The 19378-nt window shown below is 66.9% G+C and carries 17 protein-coding genes; 10 read left to right on the top strand and 7 right to left on the bottom strand.

Annotation, left to right across the window (positions count from 1 at the left end; all coding sequences use genetic code 11):
* Positions 1-53: 53 nt before the first annotated feature.
* The gene (locus tag KBW98_RS11445) at positions 54-1652 is read right to left on the bottom strand and encodes a methyl-accepting chemotaxis protein (RefSeq protein WP_211520266.1); all 1599 of its coding nucleotides are present in this window, start codon (positions 1650-1652) and stop codon (positions 54-56) included.
* A 358-nt stretch (positions 1653-2010) separates the two neighbouring features.
* Between KBW98_RS11445 and KBW98_RS11440 the strand changes: the two genes are divergently transcribed.
* Both KBW98_RS11440 and KBW98_RS11435 read left to right on the top strand, forming a co-directional pair.
* Complete coding sequence (locus tag KBW98_RS11440; RefSeq protein WP_211520265.1) at positions 2011-2727, top strand: flagellar brake protein; 717 nt, start codon at positions 2011-2013, stop codon at positions 2725-2727.
* Between the two features lie 137 nt (positions 2728-2864).
* Entirely contained in the window at positions 2865-4148 is a 1284-nt protein-coding gene (locus tag KBW98_RS11435) for an HD-GYP domain-containing protein (RefSeq protein WP_211520264.1), read from the top strand.
* An 8-nt stretch (positions 4149-4156) separates the two neighbouring features.
* On the opposite strand, the gene KBW98_RS11430 is transcribed toward KBW98_RS11435, so the two are convergent.
* Genes KBW98_RS11430 through KBW98_RS11420 form a run of 3 tightly spaced genes read right to left on the bottom strand, consistent with a single transcriptional unit; the run spans position 4157 to position 8894 of the window.
* The gene (locus KBW98_RS11430; protein ID WP_211520263.1) at positions 4157-5719 is read right to left on the bottom strand and encodes an FGGY-family carbohydrate kinase; all 1563 of its coding nucleotides are present in this window, start codon (positions 5717-5719) and stop codon (positions 4157-4159) included.
* A 17-nt stretch (positions 5720-5736) separates the two neighbouring features.
* On the bottom strand, positions 5737-7302 hold the full coding sequence (locus KBW98_RS11425) for a glycerol-3-phosphate dehydrogenase/oxidase (RefSeq protein ID WP_211520262.1): 1566 nt from the start codon (positions 7300-7302) through the stop codon (positions 5737-5739).
* Positions 7299-8894: an FAD-binding oxidoreductase gene (locus KBW98_RS11420; RefSeq protein ID WP_211520261.1), complete on the bottom strand. Its 1596-nt coding sequence runs from the start codon at positions 8892-8894 to the stop codon at positions 7299-7301. The genes KBW98_RS11425 and KBW98_RS11420 overlap by 4 nt, the downstream gene beginning before the upstream one ends.
* Positions 8895-8982: 88 nt before the next feature.
* Here KBW98_RS11420 and KBW98_RS11415 point away from each other — a divergent pair, with 88 nt between their 5' ends.
* Complete coding sequence (locus KBW98_RS11415) at positions 8983-10038, top strand: AraC family transcriptional regulator (RefSeq protein ID WP_211520260.1); 1056 nt, start codon at positions 8983-8985, stop codon at positions 10036-10038.
* Here KBW98_RS11415 and KBW98_RS11410 read toward each other — a convergent pair whose 3' ends face one another.
* Both KBW98_RS11410 and KBW98_RS11405 read right to left on the bottom strand, forming a co-directional pair.
* A complete protein-coding gene (locus tag KBW98_RS11410) occupies positions 10039-10521 on the bottom strand; it encodes a GNAT family N-acetyltransferase (RefSeq protein ID WP_211520259.1) in 483 nt (160 codons plus the stop codon).
* Between the two features lie 286 nt (positions 10522-10807).
* Positions 10808-11569 (bottom strand): YoaK family protein, encoded by a 762-nt coding sequence (locus KBW98_RS11405; RefSeq protein ID WP_211520258.1) that lies wholly within the window; start codon positions 11567-11569, stop codon positions 10808-10810.
* A 124-nt stretch (positions 11570-11693) separates the two neighbouring features.
* Here KBW98_RS11405 and dapC point away from each other — a divergent pair, with 124 nt between their 5' ends.
* The 4 genes from dapC to KBW98_RS11385 all read left to right on the top strand — a co-directional run bounded on the left by dapC (position 11694) and on the right by KBW98_RS11385 (position 15675).
* Positions 11694-12908, top strand: coding sequence for a succinyldiaminopimelate transaminase (dapC, locus tag KBW98_RS11400; protein WP_211520257.1), 1215 nt, complete (start codon positions 11694-11696; stop codon positions 12906-12908).
* Between the two features lie 34 nt (positions 12909-12942).
* Positions 12943-13770, top strand: coding sequence for a 2,3,4,5-tetrahydropyridine-2,6-dicarboxylate N-succinyltransferase (dapD, locus tag KBW98_RS11395; protein WP_211520256.1), 828 nt, complete (start codon positions 12943-12945; stop codon positions 13768-13770).
* A gap of 129 nt (positions 13771-13899) precedes the next feature.
* Positions 13900-15042, top strand: coding sequence for a PilT/PilU family type 4a pilus ATPase (locus KBW98_RS11390; RefSeq protein WP_211520255.1), 1143 nt, complete (start codon positions 13900-13902; stop codon positions 15040-15042).
* A 231-nt stretch (positions 15043-15273) separates the two neighbouring features.
* Positions 15274-15675: a hypothetical protein gene (locus KBW98_RS11385; RefSeq protein ID WP_211520254.1), complete on the top strand. Its 402-nt coding sequence runs from the start codon at positions 15274-15276 to the stop codon at positions 15673-15675.
* A 52-nt stretch (positions 15676-15727) separates the two neighbouring features.
* Here KBW98_RS11385 and KBW98_RS11380 read toward each other — a convergent pair whose 3' ends face one another.
* Complete coding sequence (locus KBW98_RS11380; protein ID WP_211520253.1) at positions 15728-16330, bottom strand: hypothetical protein; 603 nt, start codon at positions 16328-16330, stop codon at positions 15728-15730.
* Positions 16331-16803: 473 nt separating this feature from the next.
* Between KBW98_RS11380 and KBW98_RS11375 the strand changes: the two genes are divergently transcribed.
* The 3 genes from KBW98_RS11375 to prmB are packed head-to-tail and all read left to right on the top strand — an operon-like array spanning position 16804 to position 19241.
* Positions 16804-17187, top strand: coding sequence for an ArsC family reductase (locus tag KBW98_RS11375; protein WP_229429131.1), 384 nt, complete (start codon positions 16804-16806; stop codon positions 17185-17187).
* Complete coding sequence (gene dapE, locus KBW98_RS11370; protein ID WP_211520252.1) at positions 17187-18323, top strand: succinyl-diaminopimelate desuccinylase; 1137 nt, start codon at positions 17187-17189, stop codon at positions 18321-18323. Before KBW98_RS11375 ends, dapE begins: the two co-directional genes overlap by 1 nt.
* Before the next feature lie 24 nt (positions 18324-18347).
* A complete protein-coding gene (gene prmB / locus KBW98_RS11365; protein WP_211520251.1) occupies positions 18348-19241 on the top strand; it encodes a 50S ribosomal protein L3 N(5)-glutamine methyltransferase in 894 nt (297 codons plus the stop codon).
* Positions 19242-19378 lie beyond the last annotated feature (137 nt).

Below are 19378 nucleotides of genomic sequence, written 5' to 3'. Positions count from 1 at the left end.
CGCCGGCCGGGTGATCCGTCCCCGGCCGGAGACGCCGGGGTTCAGGCCGGGATTCAGGCGTGCACGAGACGCGCGCGCCGTGCGGCCGGTGGCGATACCGGGGCGGCGTGCACCGTGAAGGTGCTGACCAACTGCGCCAGCGCGGCCGCCTGGTCCTGCAGCGACGCCGCGGCCGCCGCGGCCTCCTCGACCAGGGCCGCGTTCTGCTGGGTGGCGCCATCCATCTGGGTGATCGCGGCATTGACCTGCTCGATGCCGAGCGTCTGTTCGGCGCTGGCCGAGGCGATCTCGGACATGATGTCGGTGACGCGCGCGATGCCTTGCACGATTTCCTGCATGGTGGCCCCGGCCTCGTCGACCAGGCGGCCGCCGGCATCGACCTTGGACACCGAATCGGTGATCAGGGTGCGGATCTCCTTGGCCGCACCGGCCGAGCGCTGGGCCAGGTTGCGCACTTCGGAGGCGACCACGGCGAAGCCCCGCCCCTGCTCGCCGGCGCGCGCGGCTTCCACCGCCGCGTTCAGGGCCAGGATGTTGGTCTGGAAGGCGATGCTGTCGATGACCCCGATGATGTCGCCGATCTGCCTGGACGAGGCGTTGATCGACTCCATCGTGGCCACCACCTGCGACACCACGGTGCCGCCGCGCACGGCGATTTCGGCGGCGGCCAGCGCCAGCGTATTGGCCTGGCGCGCATTGTCCGCGTTCTGGCGCACGGTGCCGGTCAGTTCTTCCATCGAGGACGCGGTCTCCTCCAGCGAGCCGGCCTGCTGCTCGGTACGGGCCGACAGGTCGAGGTTGCCCGCCGAGATCTGGCGCGAAGCCGTGACGATGGTCTCGGTGCCGGCGCGCACGTCGGTGACGGTCTTGAGCAGCTGCCCGTTCATGGTCTTCAGGGCCGCCAGCAGCTCGCCGACCTCGTCGCGCGTATCGACGCGGATGTCGGCGGTCAGGTCGCCCGAGGCCACCCGCCGGGCCAGCCCGACGGCGCTGCCCAGGGGGCGCGTGATGCCTCGCGTGAGCGCCATGCCGAACCCCGCGCCGCACAGCAGGGCCACGGCGCCAATGGCGACCAGGAGGCGCTGCCCCTGTGCGTGCATGGCATCGATGCGGCGGCTGGCGTCCTCGAACAGCTGTTTCTGGTAGGCGGCCACGTCCTGCACCGAGCGGACATAGCGCTCCATCGCAGGCAACAGGGATCCCTTGACATAGGTCTTGAGCTCCTCGCTGCCCGGGCCGAGCGCGCTCTTGCGTTTATAGGCCTCGTCGCGGATGGCGGTATAGGCCTTCCTGTTCTCGGCCACGGCCTGGAGCAGCGCCTTGCCCTTGTCGCTCTCGACCAGGGCTTCGAGCTCCTTCTGGACCTTGCTCACGTTCGCGCTGACGGCTTTCATCTCCGCCGCGTAGTAGGCGTCGTCGGCGGGATCGGTGCTCTTGGCCCGGGCCAGGGTGCGCACGCTGTTGGTGGCGATGCCCGATAACCAGTCGCTGGCGAGGCTGGCCTTGTGCTCGGCCATGGCCATGACCTCCTTGGCGTGGTCGATCCGGCCCAGCTGCCAAAGCGCACTGGCGAGCATGAAGCTCATGAGAACGAGGATGGCGGCGAAGGCGGCGCCGAGGCGAGTGCCAATACGGAGATTGTTGAACTTCATGTCGATCGATCCAGTTGAGGAAAAATCCCGATAGCGCTGCAAGGCTTGCGGGGAACGCACCACCCCCCATGCGGGACGGATATTAGAGAATCTACTCTAGAAATTTTCCAATCCGCAAAGAAGCGCAAGAAGAATTTCGATTTGTTAAAGTAAATACAAGAAAAAACGCTTTAAAAACAACGGCTTAATAACTAGGCGTTATTGGTGTTTGCTTAAATATAAAGATTCCATTGCGGGTAGCACCAGCTGGTCAGTGCGGACGGGGCCCTTGCCGGCAAGCGAGGGGACTGTCCGGCAAGCAAGAACAGGCAGTGTTATCATTTCGCTCTTTCGCCGTATAAAGCCGCTACCGCACCACATGAAAGGCGCATCCCCCCAGGAACTCGCTCCCCAGGAATTCGAGTTCGAGACCCTGAACCTGCAGGTCGGCGTGCGCCTCCAGCTCGTGACGCACCGCCGCGTCAAGCCGGTCTCCTACTTCTCCACCCTGATCGGCTACCTGAAGGACGAGTACATCATCGTCAAGATCCCGCTCGAGAACGGCAATCCGATCGGGCTGACCGAAGGCGAGCGCGTCACCATCCGGGTCTTCTCCGGGGTCAACGTCTGCTCTTTCGCCTGCACCGTCGAGCGCGTGTTCGGGCGGCCGCTGTTCTACGTCCACCTGTCCTTCCCGACCTCGATCCAGGGCACCAGCCTGCGCGGCGCCATGCGGGTCAGGACCGAGCTGCCGGCCCGCGTGCGCAGCACCGCCGCGCCGGAACTGGCGCCGATCGACTGCACCTTGACCAATATCTCGGTGACCGGGGCCAGGATCGATTCGCCCTTCCCCTTCCCGCGCGGCGAGGAAAGGCTGGCGTTGCAGTTCACGGTCGCCATCCCGGCCGCCAACCAGGAGATGCGCATCGAGACCGTGGCCATCGTGCGCAACGCCACCATCGAGCAGTCCGCGTCCAGCCAGGGCGAGATCTACAGCTACGGGGTCCAGTTCCTGGACCTCGATCCCATGCATGCCACCATGCTGCAGAACATGACCTACGAGGCCCTGCTGGCCGACCGGATGAAGATCGTCTGAGCGCCGCCCCATCCTACAGGCACTACCCCATTAGAATGTTTTGCCTAGACAAGTTCGCCATAAATTAGTATTGCGATAACATATGTTGCCGTACAGCATGATATTCTTTGGGTTTTCCAACACTCGGAATCGCAGCAATGTCCGACGCAGTCGTCAACAAGCATTACCTCGAGAAGGTCATCGAACTCGCCGAGCAGTTGCCGGTCGTGGCCACCGAAGACATTTATGATGCGCGCGGCAACAAGCTGCTCGCCAAGGGCGCCAAGGTCTCCCGCGTCCTGCAGGAAAAGCTCATCCTGCACAAGCTCACCAAGCCGATCGAAGCCTCGCTGCGCGTCACCGGCGGCGTCGACGCCAACCTGGTGGTCAAGACCGCCGAGCGCCTGCTGGCCGACAACCAGGCGCTGGCGGCGATCGTCGCCGTCTCGCAGGGCAGCGGCCCCTCGCCGCTCGCCATGCTGTCGCGCCTGGAGTTCGGCAACGCAACCACGATGATGCTCACGATCTCCGAGCGCGGCGGCAACGAGGCGCTCGACCATGCGGTGACGGTCGCGATCGCGGCTGCATGCTTCGCCAAGCATCTCGGCCTGTCGGCCGAACTGCAGCAGTCGTGCGCACTGGCCGGCCTGCTCCACGATATCGGCGAGCTGTACATCGACCCGGCCTATCTGGCGCCCGGACGCCAGCTGCTGCCGCACGAATGGGCCCACCTGGTGGTCCATCCGCGCACCAGCCAGATGCTGATCGCCGAGCACGAGACCTATCCGCCGGAAGTGGCGCGGGCCATCGCCGAACACCACGAGCGCCTGGACGGTTCCGGCTATCCGCGGCGCCTGGCCGGTGCGGCCATCAGCCCTTGCGGCCAGGTGCTGGCGGCGGCCGAAGCCGTCAGCGCCATGCTGCGCGCGGCGCACGGGCTGGAACGGGCGGAAGTCTCGCTCAAGCTCATCACGAGCGAGCATGACCGGCGCATCGCCGCCGTGGTGTCGCGCGCCAGGCAGCACCTGCGCGGCGGCGTCGGCCAGGCCTGCGCCGAGCGCTCCGTGCTGGACCGCGACGCGCGCCTGTACCGCCGCATCGTCGACGGCATGGGTACCGCGCAGGCGCTGGCGCAGAGCGCCGGCTTGAGCCCATCGACCCGCGAACTGCTCGAACGCATCGCGGCGCGCATGGCGCAGCTGCAGCGCGCCGCATTGAGCTCTGGCCTGGACCTGGTGCTGCTGCCCGAGGGCGAGGACGGTTTCGACGGCCTGCTGGTGTTCGAACACGCGGTCGCCACCAGCGAGATCGGCTGGCGCCTGCGCGAACTGTCGCGCGAACTGGCGCTGGCGACCTGCAGCGCCGGCGAACGGGCGATCATGGCGCCGCTGCTGTCCTTCCTGGATCCGGTGACCGGCCCGGCGCTCGAACACGCCGCCTGAAGGTCCGCCTAGGTACGCACCGGATAGCCGGTGATGCGCGCGATGTCGCGGTACATCGGCTGCAGGCGGCGGTACATCTTGACGTACACGTCGCGGTACAGGCGCTCGTAGATCGCCCGGTTCTCCGGAATCGGCTCGAACACCCTTCCCACCCGCGTCATCGCCTTCACGGCGCTCGGGAAATCCGGATACAGTCCCAGGCCGACGGCCGCGTCGATGGCCGCCCCCAGGCCCGAGGTCTCGTACACGTGCGGACGCGAGGTCGGCAGGCCGAAGATATCGGCCGTCAGCTGCATCGCCGCATCGCTCTGCGAACCGCCGCCGGAGACGCGCAGCTCGGTGATCGGCACGCCGCTGCGCTTCTCGATCCGCTCCTTCCCTTCGCGTAGCGCATAGGCCAGCCCTTCCAGGATGGCGCGGTAGACGTGGGCGCGCGTGTGCACGTCGCCGAAGCCGATGATCGCACCCTTCGCCTCCCTGCCCGGCACCCGGATGCCCGGCGTCCAGTAGGGCTGCAGCATCAGGCCCATGGAACCCGGAGGCACCGCGTTGGCCAGATCGTCGAACAGCCGCTCCGGCGCCACGTCCTCCTGCAGCGCGCGCGCCTGCTCATGGTGGCCGAACTGTTCCTTGAACCAGTTGACCATCCAGTAGCCGCGGAATACCTGGACCTCGGTGCTGTAGGCGCCGGGCACGGCGGCCGGATACGGCGGCACGAAGGGCGTCACCTCGACGTAGCGCGCGCTGGTGGTGTTGATGGTGGCGGTGGTGCCGTAGCTCAGGCAGCCGACGTGCGGCTCGCTGCAGCCGGCGCCGATCACTTCGCAGGCCTTGTCGGCCGCCGCCGCCAGCAGCGGCAGGCCTTCCGGGATGCCGGTCGCGCGCGCGGCCTCGGCGCTGACCTGGCCCAGGCGCGTGCCGGGCTCGGCCAGCTCGGGCAGCATGTGCGGCGCCACGGCCAGGGCCTGCCACTTCCAGTCGCGCGCCGCGGCCCAGCGCAGGCGCTTGTAGTCGAACGGCAGGTAGGCCACCTGCGAGCCGGACGAATCCACGAAGCGGCCGCACAGGCGGTAGTTCAGCCAGCCGGACAGCAGCAGGACCTTGTCGGTCTTGCGCCATACCTCAGGCTCGTGCGCGGCGATCCAGTTGATCTCGGCCTCGCCGCGGAAGTAGTCGATGGTGTCGGCCACCCGCGCCAGCTTGAAGGCGGCGCGCCACAGCGGCCCGATCGGCGGCACCTGTTCGGTGCGGCGCTGGTCGAGCCAGGTGATCGCGGGCCGCAGCGGACGCCCGTCCTTGTCGAGGTTGACGACGGTGCCGCGCTGGGTGGTCACGGCCACGCCGGCCACGCGGTCGCGGTCGGCGCCCGGCATTTCCCACAGGCGCAGGCAGGCTTCGCACACCGCCTGCCAATAGCCCTCGGCATCGTGCTCGGCCCAGCCGGGATGGGTGGAGAAATAGGCTTGCAGGTGCACCTGCGACTTGGCGACGATGTCGCCGCGCAGGTCGAACAGCAGCGCGCGCACGCTCTGGGTGCCATTGTCGATGGCGAGGATCAGCGGTTCAGGCATCGTTCTTATGGTGGTAGTCAGGCGGCGGGAATGCCATAGCACTCGCGCCATAATGCCATGTAGCCGGCCTGCTCGGCCAGCCAGCGGGCCTCGTCCCAGCCCAGCTCCGGCTGGCAGATGGTCTTGATGCGCGCCAGGTGCGCCGCCCCGCCCTGCGGCAGCAGGATGCCCAGGCGGGTCCGGCGCAGCAGCAGGTCGGCCAGGGTCCGCGCCCGCTCGGCGCGCGCGGCCCAGCGCAGTTCGGCCCACAGGGTTTCGGTGCCGGGCACCGTCTCCAGTTCGCCCTCGCCCGCCGCGTCGACTAGCGCCTGCGCATGCCGCCCATAGCGTCCGCCCAGGCGCCGCAGCACGGAACCCGGCAAGGCGCGGCACAGCGGCGGCGTCACGCGCGCGAACACCGGCACCGGCGCCAAGTCGGCCTGCCAGCCCGGCAGCTGGGGCGCCGCGTGCCGCAGGGTGTCGAGCGCGATGGCGCGGAAGGTGGTCAGCTTGCCCCCGGTGACCGACACCAGGCCGGGCTCGGACCACACCATGTGCTCGCGCCGCTCCTTCGAGGGCGCACCGTGCTGGCCGCTGTCGATCACGGGGCGCACGCCGGCATAGGTCGCGAGCACGTCGCCGTCCTGCAGGCCAAGCTGCGGGAAGGCGGCGCGCAGCGCGGTCATGAGGTAATCGAATTCGTGGCGCGTGATGCGCGCCTCCAGGTGCAGGCCCTCGCTGTGGTCGACGTCGGTGGTGCCGACCAGGGTCGCGCCCTCCCACGGAAAGGCGAACACGGGGCGGCGGTCGCCGGGGTGCAGCAGGCTCACCGCTTGCGCCAGCGGCAGGCGCCAGGACGGCAGCACCAGGTGGCTGCCGCGCAGGGGACGCAGGCGCGGCCCCTTGCCCTCGCCTCCCAGCGCACCGGCCCAGGCGCCCGAGGCGTTGACCACCACGCGGGCGCGCACGGCCTGCTCTTGGCCGCTGCGCTCGTCCAGCAGGCGGGCGCCGACGATTCGTCCGCCCTCGCGCAACATCCCCTGCACCGCGACATAGTTGAGCGCCTCCGCCCCATGCGCGCGGGCCTCGTCCAGCACCCGCAGCACCAGGCGCGCATCGTCGGTCTTGGCGTCGGTATAGCGCACCCCGCCCAGCAGGCCTTCGCGCCGCACGTTCGGCGCCAGCATGGCGAAGCCGTCCGCCGTCTCCCAGTGCGGCTCGCGCCGCCCCGCCAGCCGGTCGTAGATGCGCAGCACGGCCAGGAAGCCGAGCCGGCGCGGCCAGCCCCCGCCGTGGTCCGCGAAAGCGAATCCCTGGGGCTCGACCAGTCCCGGCGCCTCGCGCAGCAGGGCCTCGCGCTCGCGCACCGACTCGCGCGTCAGGCGCAGCTGGCCTTCGGCCAGGTAGCGCAGGCCGCCGTGCACCAGCTTGGACGAGCGGCTGGAGGTGCCCCAGGCGAAGTCGCGCTGCTCCACCAGCATCGCGCGCAAGCCGCGCCGCGCCGCCTCGAGCAGGATGCCGGCGCCGGTGATTCCGCCGCCGATCACCAGCACATCCCACTCGCGCCCGGCCAGCGCCCCGATCTCTTCCGCGCGGGCCCTCATCGGTTCACCAGCTTGCCCGGATTCATGCGGCGTTCCGGGTCGAAGTGGCGGAACAGCGTGGCCATCGCGCTCAGTCCCAGCTCGCCCTTCTCGGCCGCCAGCCAGGGTGCGTGGTCCGTGCCCACCCCGTGCTGGTGGGTGATCGTCCCGCCGCTGGCGACGATGGCGTCCGACACGCGGTCCTTGAGCTGGCGCCAGCGCGCCACGTCGGCCTCGTAGTCGCCAGCCAGGCGGAACACGAAGGTCGAGTACACGCTCGCGCCCTGCGGGTACAGGTGCGACAGGTGGGTGTAGGCGTGCACCTTCTCGCCGAAGGGCTGCAAGGAGTGCGCCGCGGCCGCCTCGATGGCTTCCATCGCCGGCGTGACGCGCGACCAGTCGAGCGCCGTCTCCACGGTGTCGATGGCGTAGCCCTGGGTCCAGAGGACGTTGCGCAGGTAGACGCTGCGGAAGCGGTTACGGCGCCAGCGCTCGCCCAGCATGCGGCCCAGGTGCACGCCGCCGTGGGGGCGCGCCATGGCCAGGGCCGCGTCCAGGGCCTGCCTGCATTGCTTGCGCTGGCCGCTGACGCCCACCAGCATCATGCACATGCCTTCGCCGCAGCCGCGCCAGCGAAGAACGCGCCGCAGCAGGCCGACCCGGCGCGGGTGGCCGGCCAGGGTCAGCATGGTGGAAGTCTCCAGGGCGTTCGACAGGCGCAGCATCGACAGCGGCAGGCGCGCCTGGGCCAGGCCGCGCACCGCCTGCACCGCCTTTTCCCAGCTGGGGAAGAACACGGCGTGGAAGGCTTCGTGCTGCGGCAGGCGGGTGACGCGCACGCTGGCATGGGTCAGGATGCCGAGCCGGCCTTCCGAGCCGAGCACCATCTCGCGCAGGTCGATGCCGGCGGCGGACGCCGGAAAGGTCGGGATCTCGAGGGTGCCGACCGGCGTTTCGACCCGCCCGCCGGCGAACAGCTGCTCGATGCGCCCGTAGCGCAGCGACTGCTGGCCGGAAGAGCGCGTGGCGACCCAGCCGCCCAGGGTCGAGTACTCGAAGGATTGCGGGAAGTGCCCCAGGGTGTAGCCATGGGCGCGCAGCTGGGCTTCCAGGTCCGGCCCGGTGACGCCGGCCCCGAAGCAGGCCAGCTGGGCCTCGCGGTCGAGCGAAACCAGGCCGCGCATGCGGTGCATGGCGATGCTCAGGACCGGACGCGCCGCCGCGCCCACTTCGAGGTGGCCGGCCACGCTGGTGCCGCCGCCGTAGGGAATCACGTCGGCGCCGTACAGGGCCGCGAAGTCCAGCAGTTCGCGCACCTGCTCGCTCGATTCCGGGAAGGCCACCCCGTCCGGCACCTTGCCCAGGCGCCCGTGGCGCAGGCGCAGCCAGTCCGGCAGGCTCTGGCCCAGCGCGTGCAGGGCGCGCGTCTGCGGCGACGCGTCGACCAGCCAGTGCGGCGGCAGGCGCCCTGCAGGCAAGCCGGCGCAGGCCTGCTCGAAGCTGGCGTCGGCCGGCGCCCGGCCCTTGCCGACCCGCCCCTCGAGGAAGGCGCGCGCCTCCGTTCCCAGTTCCATCTCGACCGTGTCGTCACCCCATCCGTTCCAGCGTCGCATGCGTTATTCTTCCCGTTATACTGGTTATTGCCATTCTGGCCATCGCATGCCACATTAAGCGGGAAGTCCAACGCCGTATTGCGCTTTCATGACACAGCCTTGCTCCAATGCGCCACACCTTGCGCCACCCTCCGGCGCCGTCGCCGACAACGGCCGGGTCACCGGCCCCTACCTGCAGCCGCTGCTCGACGCGGCCGCCGAGCGCGGCGTCGCGCCCGCGCAGCTGGCGGCCGGCGCGGGCTTGCCGGCCGGTGTGCTGCTTTCCCTGCCCGAGAGCCTGCCCGCGCGCGACTACATCGCCCTGCTCGACGCCGGCGCGCGCCTGGCGGACGATCCGCATTTCGGCCTGCACGTGGGAGAAAAGGTCCGTCCCGGCACCTTCAGCGCCTACGGCATGATGCTGCTGGCCTGCAGCGACTTTGCCCAGGCCCTGGCCCAGACCCAGCGCTACGAGCAGCTGGCCCATGACCTGGGACGCACCCGGGTGGCGATCGATGGCCTTGACGCCGTGTATGCCTGGGACAGCCACTACCCGCAGGCCAGCCGGCACCTGGTGGAAAGCGTGTTCGCGGGTATCCGCGTGTTCGGCAGCTGGCTCGCGGGCCGGCCGCTGACACCCGCGCGCGTGAGCTTTGCGCACCGCAGCGGCGCCGACGCCGGCGAATACCGGCGCATCCTGGGCGTGACGCCCAGCTTCGGCGCCGCCGCCCACGCGGCGCACTTCGACGCCGCCATCCTGTCGCTGCCGGTGCCCAACGCGGACGTCAGCCTGTATCCGCTGCTGCGCCAGCACGCCGAACGCCTGCTGGGCGAGCGCGCGCAGGGCGACGGCGTGGTGGCACAGGTGCGCGCGGCCCTGCTGCGCCGGCTGTCGAACAACGGCGCGCGCCTGCCGCTGGTGGCGCAAGACCTCGGCATGTCGGCGCGCACCCTGCAGCGCAAGCTGGCCGACGCCGGCACCAGCTTCCAGGCGGTGCTGGACGCGGTGCGCTACGCGCTGGCCCAGGACTACCTGCGCCAGCGCGATCTTGGCCTGGTGGACATCGCCTTCCTGCTCGGTTTCCAGGAGCAGAGCGCGTTTACCCACGCCTTCCGCGAATGGAGCGGCATCAACCCGGGAGCCTGGCGCGAGCAGGCGGGCTAGTTACGCAGGCGCTCCCAAGCGCTTGCTCATCAGGGTGACTTCCTTGACCCCGAACGAGTCGACCCGTTCTTCTATGACGCGCCAGCCCAGACGGGTGTAGAAGCCGACCGCGCTCCCGACCGACAAATACATCGTCTCGACGCCGAGGGCATGCGCCTTGGCTTCGAGCGCCCGGACGATCTGCTCGCCGACTCCGGTGCCGCGGTAGGCCTCCTTGATATACATGCCGGCCAGCCAGGGCGACAGCCCTGGCTTCGTTCCCGGCTCCTCCAGCTTGATGCTGCCGGTGCCCAGCAGTTCGCCATCGCGCAGGGCGACAACACTGATGGGCAGCCGCTCCGTATTCGCCCGCACTTCCAGCGTCGCCCGGAGCTGGTCCTTGCCGATGCCATCGGCCACGAACAGGTCGGACCATTGGCCAAAAATCAGGTCCGTGATTTCGGGGATGAAGTGCCGGTGATGCGCGAGATAGTCGACGATCATGTGGATTCCTGTGGGAGATGGAATATTGACATGTTACCCAAGAAACAACGTCTCCGTGACGCGCGGCCAGGCGTCCGAACCTGCCGGGTCAACACGGTATATTCGAACGCTCATTGCAAAGCGCCAACTGGATAAGTCCGTGAATCCGCTCGACTAAGGCCATTCCTAACCGTTCGAGAAGCTGCGCCAGCTGTTCTCCGGCTGTGTGGGCCCGGCTACCTGTGTCCCTGGACAACAGCCCCTGTCGAGCCCATCGGACGGGCGACGGGACGGGCGTTGTGGCACGTCAGCGATGCGGGCGGCCGGACAGCACGTGTACCGCGTCGTCCACCAGCGGCACGATCGCCAGCATGCCCAACACCAGCGCCAGCGGCACGGTCGACAAGTAGCCCAGGTGCTTGAACCCCAACGCGCCTGCGATGCCGCCGCAGAGGAAGGCCAGCAGCAACGAGGCTAGCAGCGCCAGCCGCCCACGGTTGGCCAGCACCTTCGGCTGCGCGGCCCCGCCGTCGGCATTCCAGTAGAAGAGCTTGCCCAGTTCGATCCCGATATCGGTCACGACACCGGTCATGTGGGTGGTGCGGATTTCGGCGCGCGAGATCTTGGTGATGACCGCATTTTGCAATCCCAGCATGAAGCACAGCAGCAACACCGTCAGCGGGATGGCCATGGCGCCGGCAAACGCATGGCGCGCGCCCAGCACGCCGAATCCAAGCAGGAGGACCGCTTCGGCCAGCAGGGGCAGCGCGAATTCGCAGCGCAGTCCGCGACGCCGTACATAGTTCACGATCACCGCCGTGCAGGCGGCGCCCAGCAGGAAGCTGAGGACAGCGCCCACGCCAGCCAGCGCCAGCATCGCCTCGCCCAGCACGATGTGATCGGCGACGCTCGACACGATGCCGGTGACGTGGGATGTGTACTGGCCGACCGCGAGGAAGCCGCCGGCATTGATTGCACCCGCGACGAAGGCGAGCGCCACGCCCAGGTGGCGGTTGGCGGCCGGGGTGCGCTCGTGCCCCGCGAGGCTGCGTGCAAACTGGATCGGCATGGCGAAAACTCCGGGATTCTCCACGTTGATGTTACCTCAGAACCACTCGGACAAGCGTCCCATGCAGCCCGGATCAACGCGGTATAATCAAAAGATTATTGCAAAGCGCCAACTGGATAACGCCGTGAATCCGCATCTCGACCAACTCCATCCCTACCCGTTCGAAAAGCTGCGCCAACTGTTCTCCGGCGTCACCCCCAATCCCGCGTACTCCCCGATCAGCCTCGGCATCGGCGAGCCCAAGCATCCGACGCCTGCCTTCATCGAGAAGGCCTTGCTGCACGCGATGTCGGGCCTGTCGAGCTACCCCAGCACCCACGGCAGCGAGCCGCTGCGCGCGGCCATCGCCGCCTGGCTGGAACGCCGCTACGGCGTGCCGGCGCTGGACCCGGCCACGATGGTGCTGCCGGTGAACGGCTCGCGCGAAGCGCTGTTCGCCATCGCCCAGTGCATGATCGACGGCCGCAAGCCGGACGCGCTGGTGATGTGCCCGAACCCGTTCTACCAGATCTACGAAGGCGCGGCCTACCTGGCCGGCGCCCAGCCCTGGTTCGTCAACTCCGAACCGGCGCGCAACTTCGCCTGCGACTACGGCAGCGTGCCGGACGACGTGTGGCCGCGCGTGCAGCTGCTGTATGTCTGCTCGCCGGGCAATCCGACCGGCGCCACCTTGACCCTGGACGACTGGCGCCAGCTGTTCGAGCTGGCCGACCGCTGGAACTTCCTGATCGCCGCGGACGAGTGCTATTCCGAGATCTACAGCGGTTCGGCGCCGCCGCTGGGCGCGCTGGAAGCGGCCCACCAGCTGGGACGCGCCGAGGGCGAGCGCCCCTACCGCAACTTGATCGTGTTCTCCAGCCTGTCGAAGCGCTCCAACGTGCCAGGCATGCGCTCGGGCTTCGTAGCGGGTGACCCGGTCGCGATGAAGAAGTTCCTGCTCTACCGCACCTACTGCGGCGGCGCCATGTCGCCGCCGGTGCAGGCGGCCTCGATCGCCGCCTGGAACGACGAACACCACGTGCAGGAAAACCGCGCGCTGTACCGCGAGAAGTTCCAGCTCATCACCCCGCTGCTGAAGGAAGTGATGGACGTCGAGCTGCCCGACGCCGGCTTCTACCTGTGGGCCGACGTGCGCCGCAGCGGGCTGTCGGACGAGGAGTTCGCACGCCGCCTGTACGCCGACTATAATGTCACGGTCCTACCGGGCAGCTATCTCGCGCGCGAAGCGCACGGCACCAATCCGGGCCGCAACCGTGTCCGCATGGCCCTCGTGGCCGGCGTCGACGAAGGACTGGAAGCCGCGAACCGCATCGTCCAGTTCTGCAAGAGCCTTGCCTGAACAAGCCTTACCCTCCTCCACACTAGACTGCATCATGACTCAACAACTCCAGAACATCATCGACACCGCGTGGGAACAGCGCGCGGAGATCAGCCCGTCGAACGCCAGCGCTGAAGTGCGCGACGCCGTCGCCCACGTCCTCGCCGGCCTCGACAACGGCAGCCTGCGCGTGGCGCAGAAGGACACCGGCAGCTGGGTCGTCAACCAGTGGATCAAGAAAGCCGTGCTGCTGTCCTTCCGCCTCGAGAACAACGTGCCGGTCGCCGGCGGCGGCGGGATGCAGTTCTATGACAAGGTGCCGACCAAGTTCGCCGACTACACCCCGGAAGATTTCGCCAAGGGTGGCTTCCGCGTGGTGCCGCCGGCCGTGGCCCGCCGCGGCAGCTTCATCGGCAAGAACGTGGTGCTGATGCCGTCCTACGTCAACATCGGCGCCTACGTCGACGAAGGCGCGATGGTCGACACCTGGGCCACCGTCGGCTCCTGCGCCCAGATCGGCAAGAACGTCCACCTGTCGGGCGGCGTGGGCATCGGCGGCGTGCTGGAACCGATGCAGGCCAACCCGACCATCATCGAGGACAACTGCTTCATCGGCGCGCGCTCGGAAATCGTCGAAGGCGTGATCGTGGAAGAGAACTCGGTGATCTCGATGGGCGTGTACATCGGCCAGTCGACCAAGATCTACAACCGCGAGACGGGCGAAGTCTCCTACGGCCGCGTGCCTTCGGGCTCGGTGGTGGTGTCGGGCAGCCTGCCCTCAAGCGACGGCAAGTACAGCCTGTACTGCGCGGTGATCGTCAAGCGCGTGGATGCACAGACGCGTGCGAAAACCGGCATCAACGAGCTGCTGCGCGGGGACTGATTCACGGCTGCGCATTGGCTGGTTGAACGCGTCGGCGGCGGAGCCACCAACCCTACGGTAGGGTTGGCGGGTTCCCCGCCGACGCGTCCAACCGGCCCTGAAACACCAAAACAATACGGAGACGATGCCATGGCCATGGAACGCCTGTTCCAACTGATGAAGGAGAAGAACGCGTCCGACATGTTCTTCGCGGTGAACTCGCCGGTCCACATCAAGATCAACGGGAACCTCATCCCGATCAACCAGCACCGTCTCGAACCCGACACCATCCACTCGCTACTGTCAGAGATCGCCACGCCCGAGCAGATGGCCGAACTCGAGCGCGAGAACGAATTGAACATGGGCGTGTCCGTGCCCAACCTGGGACGCTTCCGCCTGTCGGCCTTCCGCCAGCGCGGCTCGATCTCGGCCGTGTTCCGCTTCGTGCCGGCGAATATCCCGCCGCTGGGCGAACTGGGCCTGCCGTCCGTGCTGTCCGAACTGATCATGGAAAAACGCGGCCTGCTGCTGGTGGTCGGCGCCACCGGTTCCGGCAAGTCGACCACGATCGCGTCCATGCTGGACCACCGCAACGAGCAGCGCACCGGCCACATCCTCACGCTCGAAGACCCGATCGAATACCTGTTCAAGAACAAGAAGTCGATCGTCAACCAGCGCGAGATCGGCAGCGACGCCACCAGTTTCCACACAGCGCTGAAGAACTCGATGCGCCAGGCGCCGGACTGCATCCTGATCGGCGAAATCCGCGACCGCGAAACCATGGCCGCCGCACTGGCTTATGCTCAATCCGGCCACCTGGTGCTGGCCACCCTGCACGCCAACAACAGCTACAACGCGCTGAACCGCATCATCAGCTTCTACCCGATCGAGAACCGCGCCGCGCTGCTGCAGGACCTGGCGTCGAGCGTCAAGGCCATCGTCTCGCAGCGGCTCGTGAAATCCGCCGCGGGCGGCCAGCGCCAGGCGGCGGTGGAGGTCATGCTGAACACGCGCTATATCGCCGACCTGATCGAGAAAGGCGAGATCAGCCAGATCAAGGAAGCGATGGACAAGAGCCTGTCGCCCGGCTCGCAATCCTTCGAGACCGCCCTGTTCCGCCTGGTGCGCGAAGGCCTGGTGAGCCAGGACGAAGCGCTGGCGAACGCGGACTCCGCCACCAACCTGCTCTGGCTGCTCAACAACGGACCGGAAAGCCAGGCGCAGCAGGAAGAACAGAACAAGCCCGATGAACCGCAGGGCGCATCGTTTACGGAGTTCACGCTCAATTCCTGAGTTGTCGCAGGCTCTCGCCTCATGAGGTCCATGGCAGCTTGACGGCGCACAGCCCTTGTCTTGACGATCGGCAATTACGGACTTATGGCGCTCGACAACAATGGCCGATTGGTCTCTTCCGGACATTCGCACCGGTCGTTACCGTATTGTTCAACGCCCCCCGGCGTTCCGTTCGCAAAAAGAGCGCCCCGTCACGACGACCATTTCCACCTGAAGCTGCGAGGATGATTCATGCTGAAAATGCAAAACGTTGTTTGGCTTTTCGCAGGCGTGATTGGGGTTGGTTCACTCTCGCTAGCGCTTGCCGCCACGCCGATCGATGGATGGAAGTCGATTCCCGGAGCGATCTATCTGATCCACGGCGGCACGCTCGCGGACAGGCAGTTACCCTCCGCCGGCGACCGCAAGCTATCCATCCTGATCGATGGACCTCCCGCAAAAGAAATGTTCGACGCTATCGGTCCCGATTTGCCGGAAACATGCTCAGGTGCAAAAGGCGATCGCGCTCGCGATAAAAAAGGGGGCCATTGCTCGTATAGCGCACAGGACAAAGCAAGCAAGGAAGGCCCCTATCGCTGCTGGATCGGTATCGATCTTCGAACAGGCGACAGTGTCGGCACAGTTAGCTGCTAGGTCGTAAGCATCGACGACTCAGCATGATGCGAAGGCCGCGCGAAGCGCAAGGTCAGCCCGACTTAGGTTCCTTGTTACTGATCGTTTTCGAAATATGCCACTCGTCGCCTTGGTCCGCCTTCATTGATGCGAAGTAAGTCACAGCCCAGGCGCTATCTGGGATATGTTGATGTGCGAAAAAGAAGGCGGCTTCCCCCGCGTCGATCACTGCGGCCATGTTCGCTTCGCTACCACCCTCCTCCGACCATTGCGTGATATGGCGCGTTTCCGCAACTCCATCCGGTCCATGAACCTGTACGGTGATCTTCGGCGTTGGGTTCCACACCGTCGAGCTGCCCACATTCTTGGCCGATAGCGATATCGCATGAATGCGGTATTGCTCCGGCGTTTGGTGGACAGTTGCTTCAAGCGAGAGCTCCACCCGTAGCGACAGCGTCCTGCCCTTGAAGAAGCGGTAATAGGAAAAGATGGAACCGGCGACCAGGATCAGCATCGTCACGATACTGTTCAAGGCGGCCAGCGCGTCCTTCTGCCCGGCCAGCCAGGACGCGGACACGAGCTCGTGCTTCCAAGCGTTGGACAACGCAAGGACGATGACGATCAGGCTCAGCACGAAGGTGATGGGCCCGGCATGCCTGCGCAGCCAGGTGATCACGAAGCGCTAGAGCAGGTAATAGAGCAACAAGGCCACCACAAGGGCCAGCACGACCATCAGCCAGCCGCCCTTGAGCGGCGTGTTATGGCGCCGCATCATGATCCGCTCCCTCCCGGGCCAACAGGGCGTTCCCGTCACGGGCGCGCCCTACTCGAAGTAGACGTAGGCCGAAACGCCGGCCACCATCAGCAATACGGTAATCAGCCAGAGACGCGGGAGAGGCGTTCGGTGGAGCAAGGTCTCGAAATGCAGTTTCATGGACTCACCCTGGTCGTTCTGCCAAGTCGATGCTAGTGCGATTCACCCGGTGAGTAAAATTGATTTCGCTATGCGCGGCGTGGGGGACGATAGCCTTTGCGCCATCGTGGCGGCCGTCACTCGTCGACCACCTGTGTACAATCCCCCAATGCGGAGCGTGTGCTATCCTCCCGCGTTTCCAAAATTCAAACAGCCTGCGCGCCCGCGCGGGCGCAATGATCTACGCCCATACCATGACCAAGACCGCGACCCTGTACGGCATCCCCAACTGCGACACCGTCAAGAAAGCCCGCACCTGGCTTGCCGACAACGGCCACGACTTCAGCTTCCACGATTTCAAGAAACAGGGCCTGAGCCGCGAACTGGTGGACGGCTGGCTCGCGCAGCTCGACTGGGAAGTCCTGGTCAACCGCAAGGGCATGACCTGGCGTAACCTGAGCGACGAGCGCAAGGCGCAGATCGTCGACAAGGCCAGCGCGGCCGAACTCATGCTGGAAAACCCGTCCGTCATCAAGCGCCCCGTGCTCGACGGCGCCGGCCCTTTGAGCGTCGGCTTCTCGGCCGACCAGTACCACGCCATTTTCGCGAAGGCCGGCTGATGAAACCTTCGCGCACCCTGCTCCTGACCGAAGAACTGATCGCCCTCGACTCGATCACCCCGCACGACAAGGGCTGCCAGCAGCGCCTCATCGAACTGCTGGCGCCGCTGGGCTTCCGCTGCGAGACCATCGAGTCGAACGGCGTGACCAACCTGTGGGCGCGCAAGGGGACCGAGTCGCCCGTCTTCGTGTTCGCCGGTCATACCGACGTCGTGCCGACCGGGCCGGTCGACCAGTGGCAGTCCCAGCCCTTCGCACCCACCCAGCGCGATGGCAAGCTCTACGGCCGCGGCGCGTCGGACATGAAGACCTCGATCGCCGCGATGGTCGTTGCTTGCGAAGAATTTATTGCTGCGCAGCCCGATCACAAGGGCTCGATCGCCTTCCTGATCACCAGCGACGAGGAAGGCCCGGCCGTGGACGGCACCGTGATCGTCTGCGAACGCCTGGAGGAACGCGGCGAGACGCTGGACTATTGCCTGGTGGGCGAACCGACCTCGAACCACGTCCTGGGCGACACCATCAAGAACGGCCGCCGCGGCTCGCTCTCGGGCCATCTCGTGATCAAGGGCGTGCAGGGCCATATCGCCTACCCGCAGCTGGCGCGCAACCCGATCCACCAGGCCGCGCCGGCGCTGGCCGAGCTGGCCGCCGAGGTCTGGGACGAGGGCAACGAATACTATGCCCCCACCAGCTGGCAGATCTCGAACATCCATGCCGGCGCCGGAGCCACCAATGTGATTCCTGGCAGCATGACCCTCGACTTCAATTTCCGCTTCTCCACCGCCAGCACCGCAGAGGGCCTGGAAGCGCGGGTGCACGCCATCCTCGACCGCCACGGCCTGGACTACGACCTGGCCTGGACCCTGTCCGGCCTGCCCTTCCTGACGCCCAAAGGCACGCTGTCGGACGCGGTCTGCAGCGCGATCCAGGAAGAACTCGGTGTACAGACGGAATTGTCGACCACGGGCGGCACCTCCGACGGCCGCTTCATCGCCCGGATCTGCCCCCAGGTGATAGAATTCGGCCCACCGAACGCCAGCATCCACAAGATCGACGAGCACATCGAACTGCGCTACATCGATCCCCTGAAGAACATCTACCGCCGTACGCTGGAACGCCTGCTGGCTGCCTGAGCCCACCAACACGAGAACATGGCCATGACTACGACCCCTTTCAGCACGCCGCGCGACCTGCTGCGCTATGCCGTCACCCGCTTCAACGGCGCCAAGCTGTTCTTCGGCCACGGCAGCGCCGAGGCCCTCGACGAAGCCGCCTACCTGATCCTGCACACCCTCAAGCTCCCGCTGGACAAGCTCGAACCCTTCCTCGACGCCAGGCTGCTGCAGGAAGAAGTGCTGCAGGTGCTGTCCGTGATCGAGCGCCGCGTCACCGAGCGCGTGCCGGCCGCCTACATCACCAGGGAAGCCTGGCTGGGCACCTACAACTTCTACGTCGACGAGCGCGTGCTGGTGCCGCGCTCCTTCATCGCCGAGCTGATCCCGCAGATGTTCAGCCCCTGGGTGGAAGACCCGGACGCGATCGAGAACGTGCTGGAACTGTGCACCGGCAGCGGCTGCCTGGCGATCATGATGGCCGACGCCTTCCCGAACGCCGTGGTGGACGCGGTCGACATCTCGAAGGACGCGCTGGCCGTGGCCGAGCACAACATCCGCGAATACAAGCTCGAAGGCCGGGTCAACCCGATCGAGTCCGACCTGTACGAGAACGTGCCGTTCAAGAAGTACGACATCATCGTCACCAACCCGCCGTACGTGAATTCGGCCTCGATGGGCAAGCTGCCGCCGGAATACCTGCGCGAGCCGCAGATCGCGCTGGCGGGCGGCGAGGACGGCATGGACCTGGTGCGCAAGATCGTCGCCGGCGCAGCCGAGCGCCTGACGCCGGAAGGCATCCTGATCGTCGAAATCGGCAACGAGCGCGACTACGCCGAAGCCGCCTTCGGGGAGCTGGGGCTGACCTGGCTGACCACCAGCATCGGGGACGATGCGGTGTTCCTCCTGACCGCAGAACAGCTGCAGAACGCTCAATAACTCGTAGGGTGGGCGGCTACGTCGCCCACGCGGTGATCCTTATCGGCTCCGATCACGGGCCCGATGATCTTGCCACTACCTATCACCGCGTGGGGGGGGGGCCCCCCCCCCCCCCCCCCCCCCCCCACCCCAAAGAA

Origin of the sequence: Massilia sp. ST3, assembly GCF_018119405.1 — a bacterium.
In the GTDB taxonomy this organism is placed as follows: Bacteria; Pseudomonadota; Gammaproteobacteria; order Burkholderiales; family Burkholderiaceae_D; genus Telluria.
The sequence above is the reverse complement of the archived record's forward strand: the minus strand, read 5'-3'. Positions and strand labels throughout refer to the sequence as shown.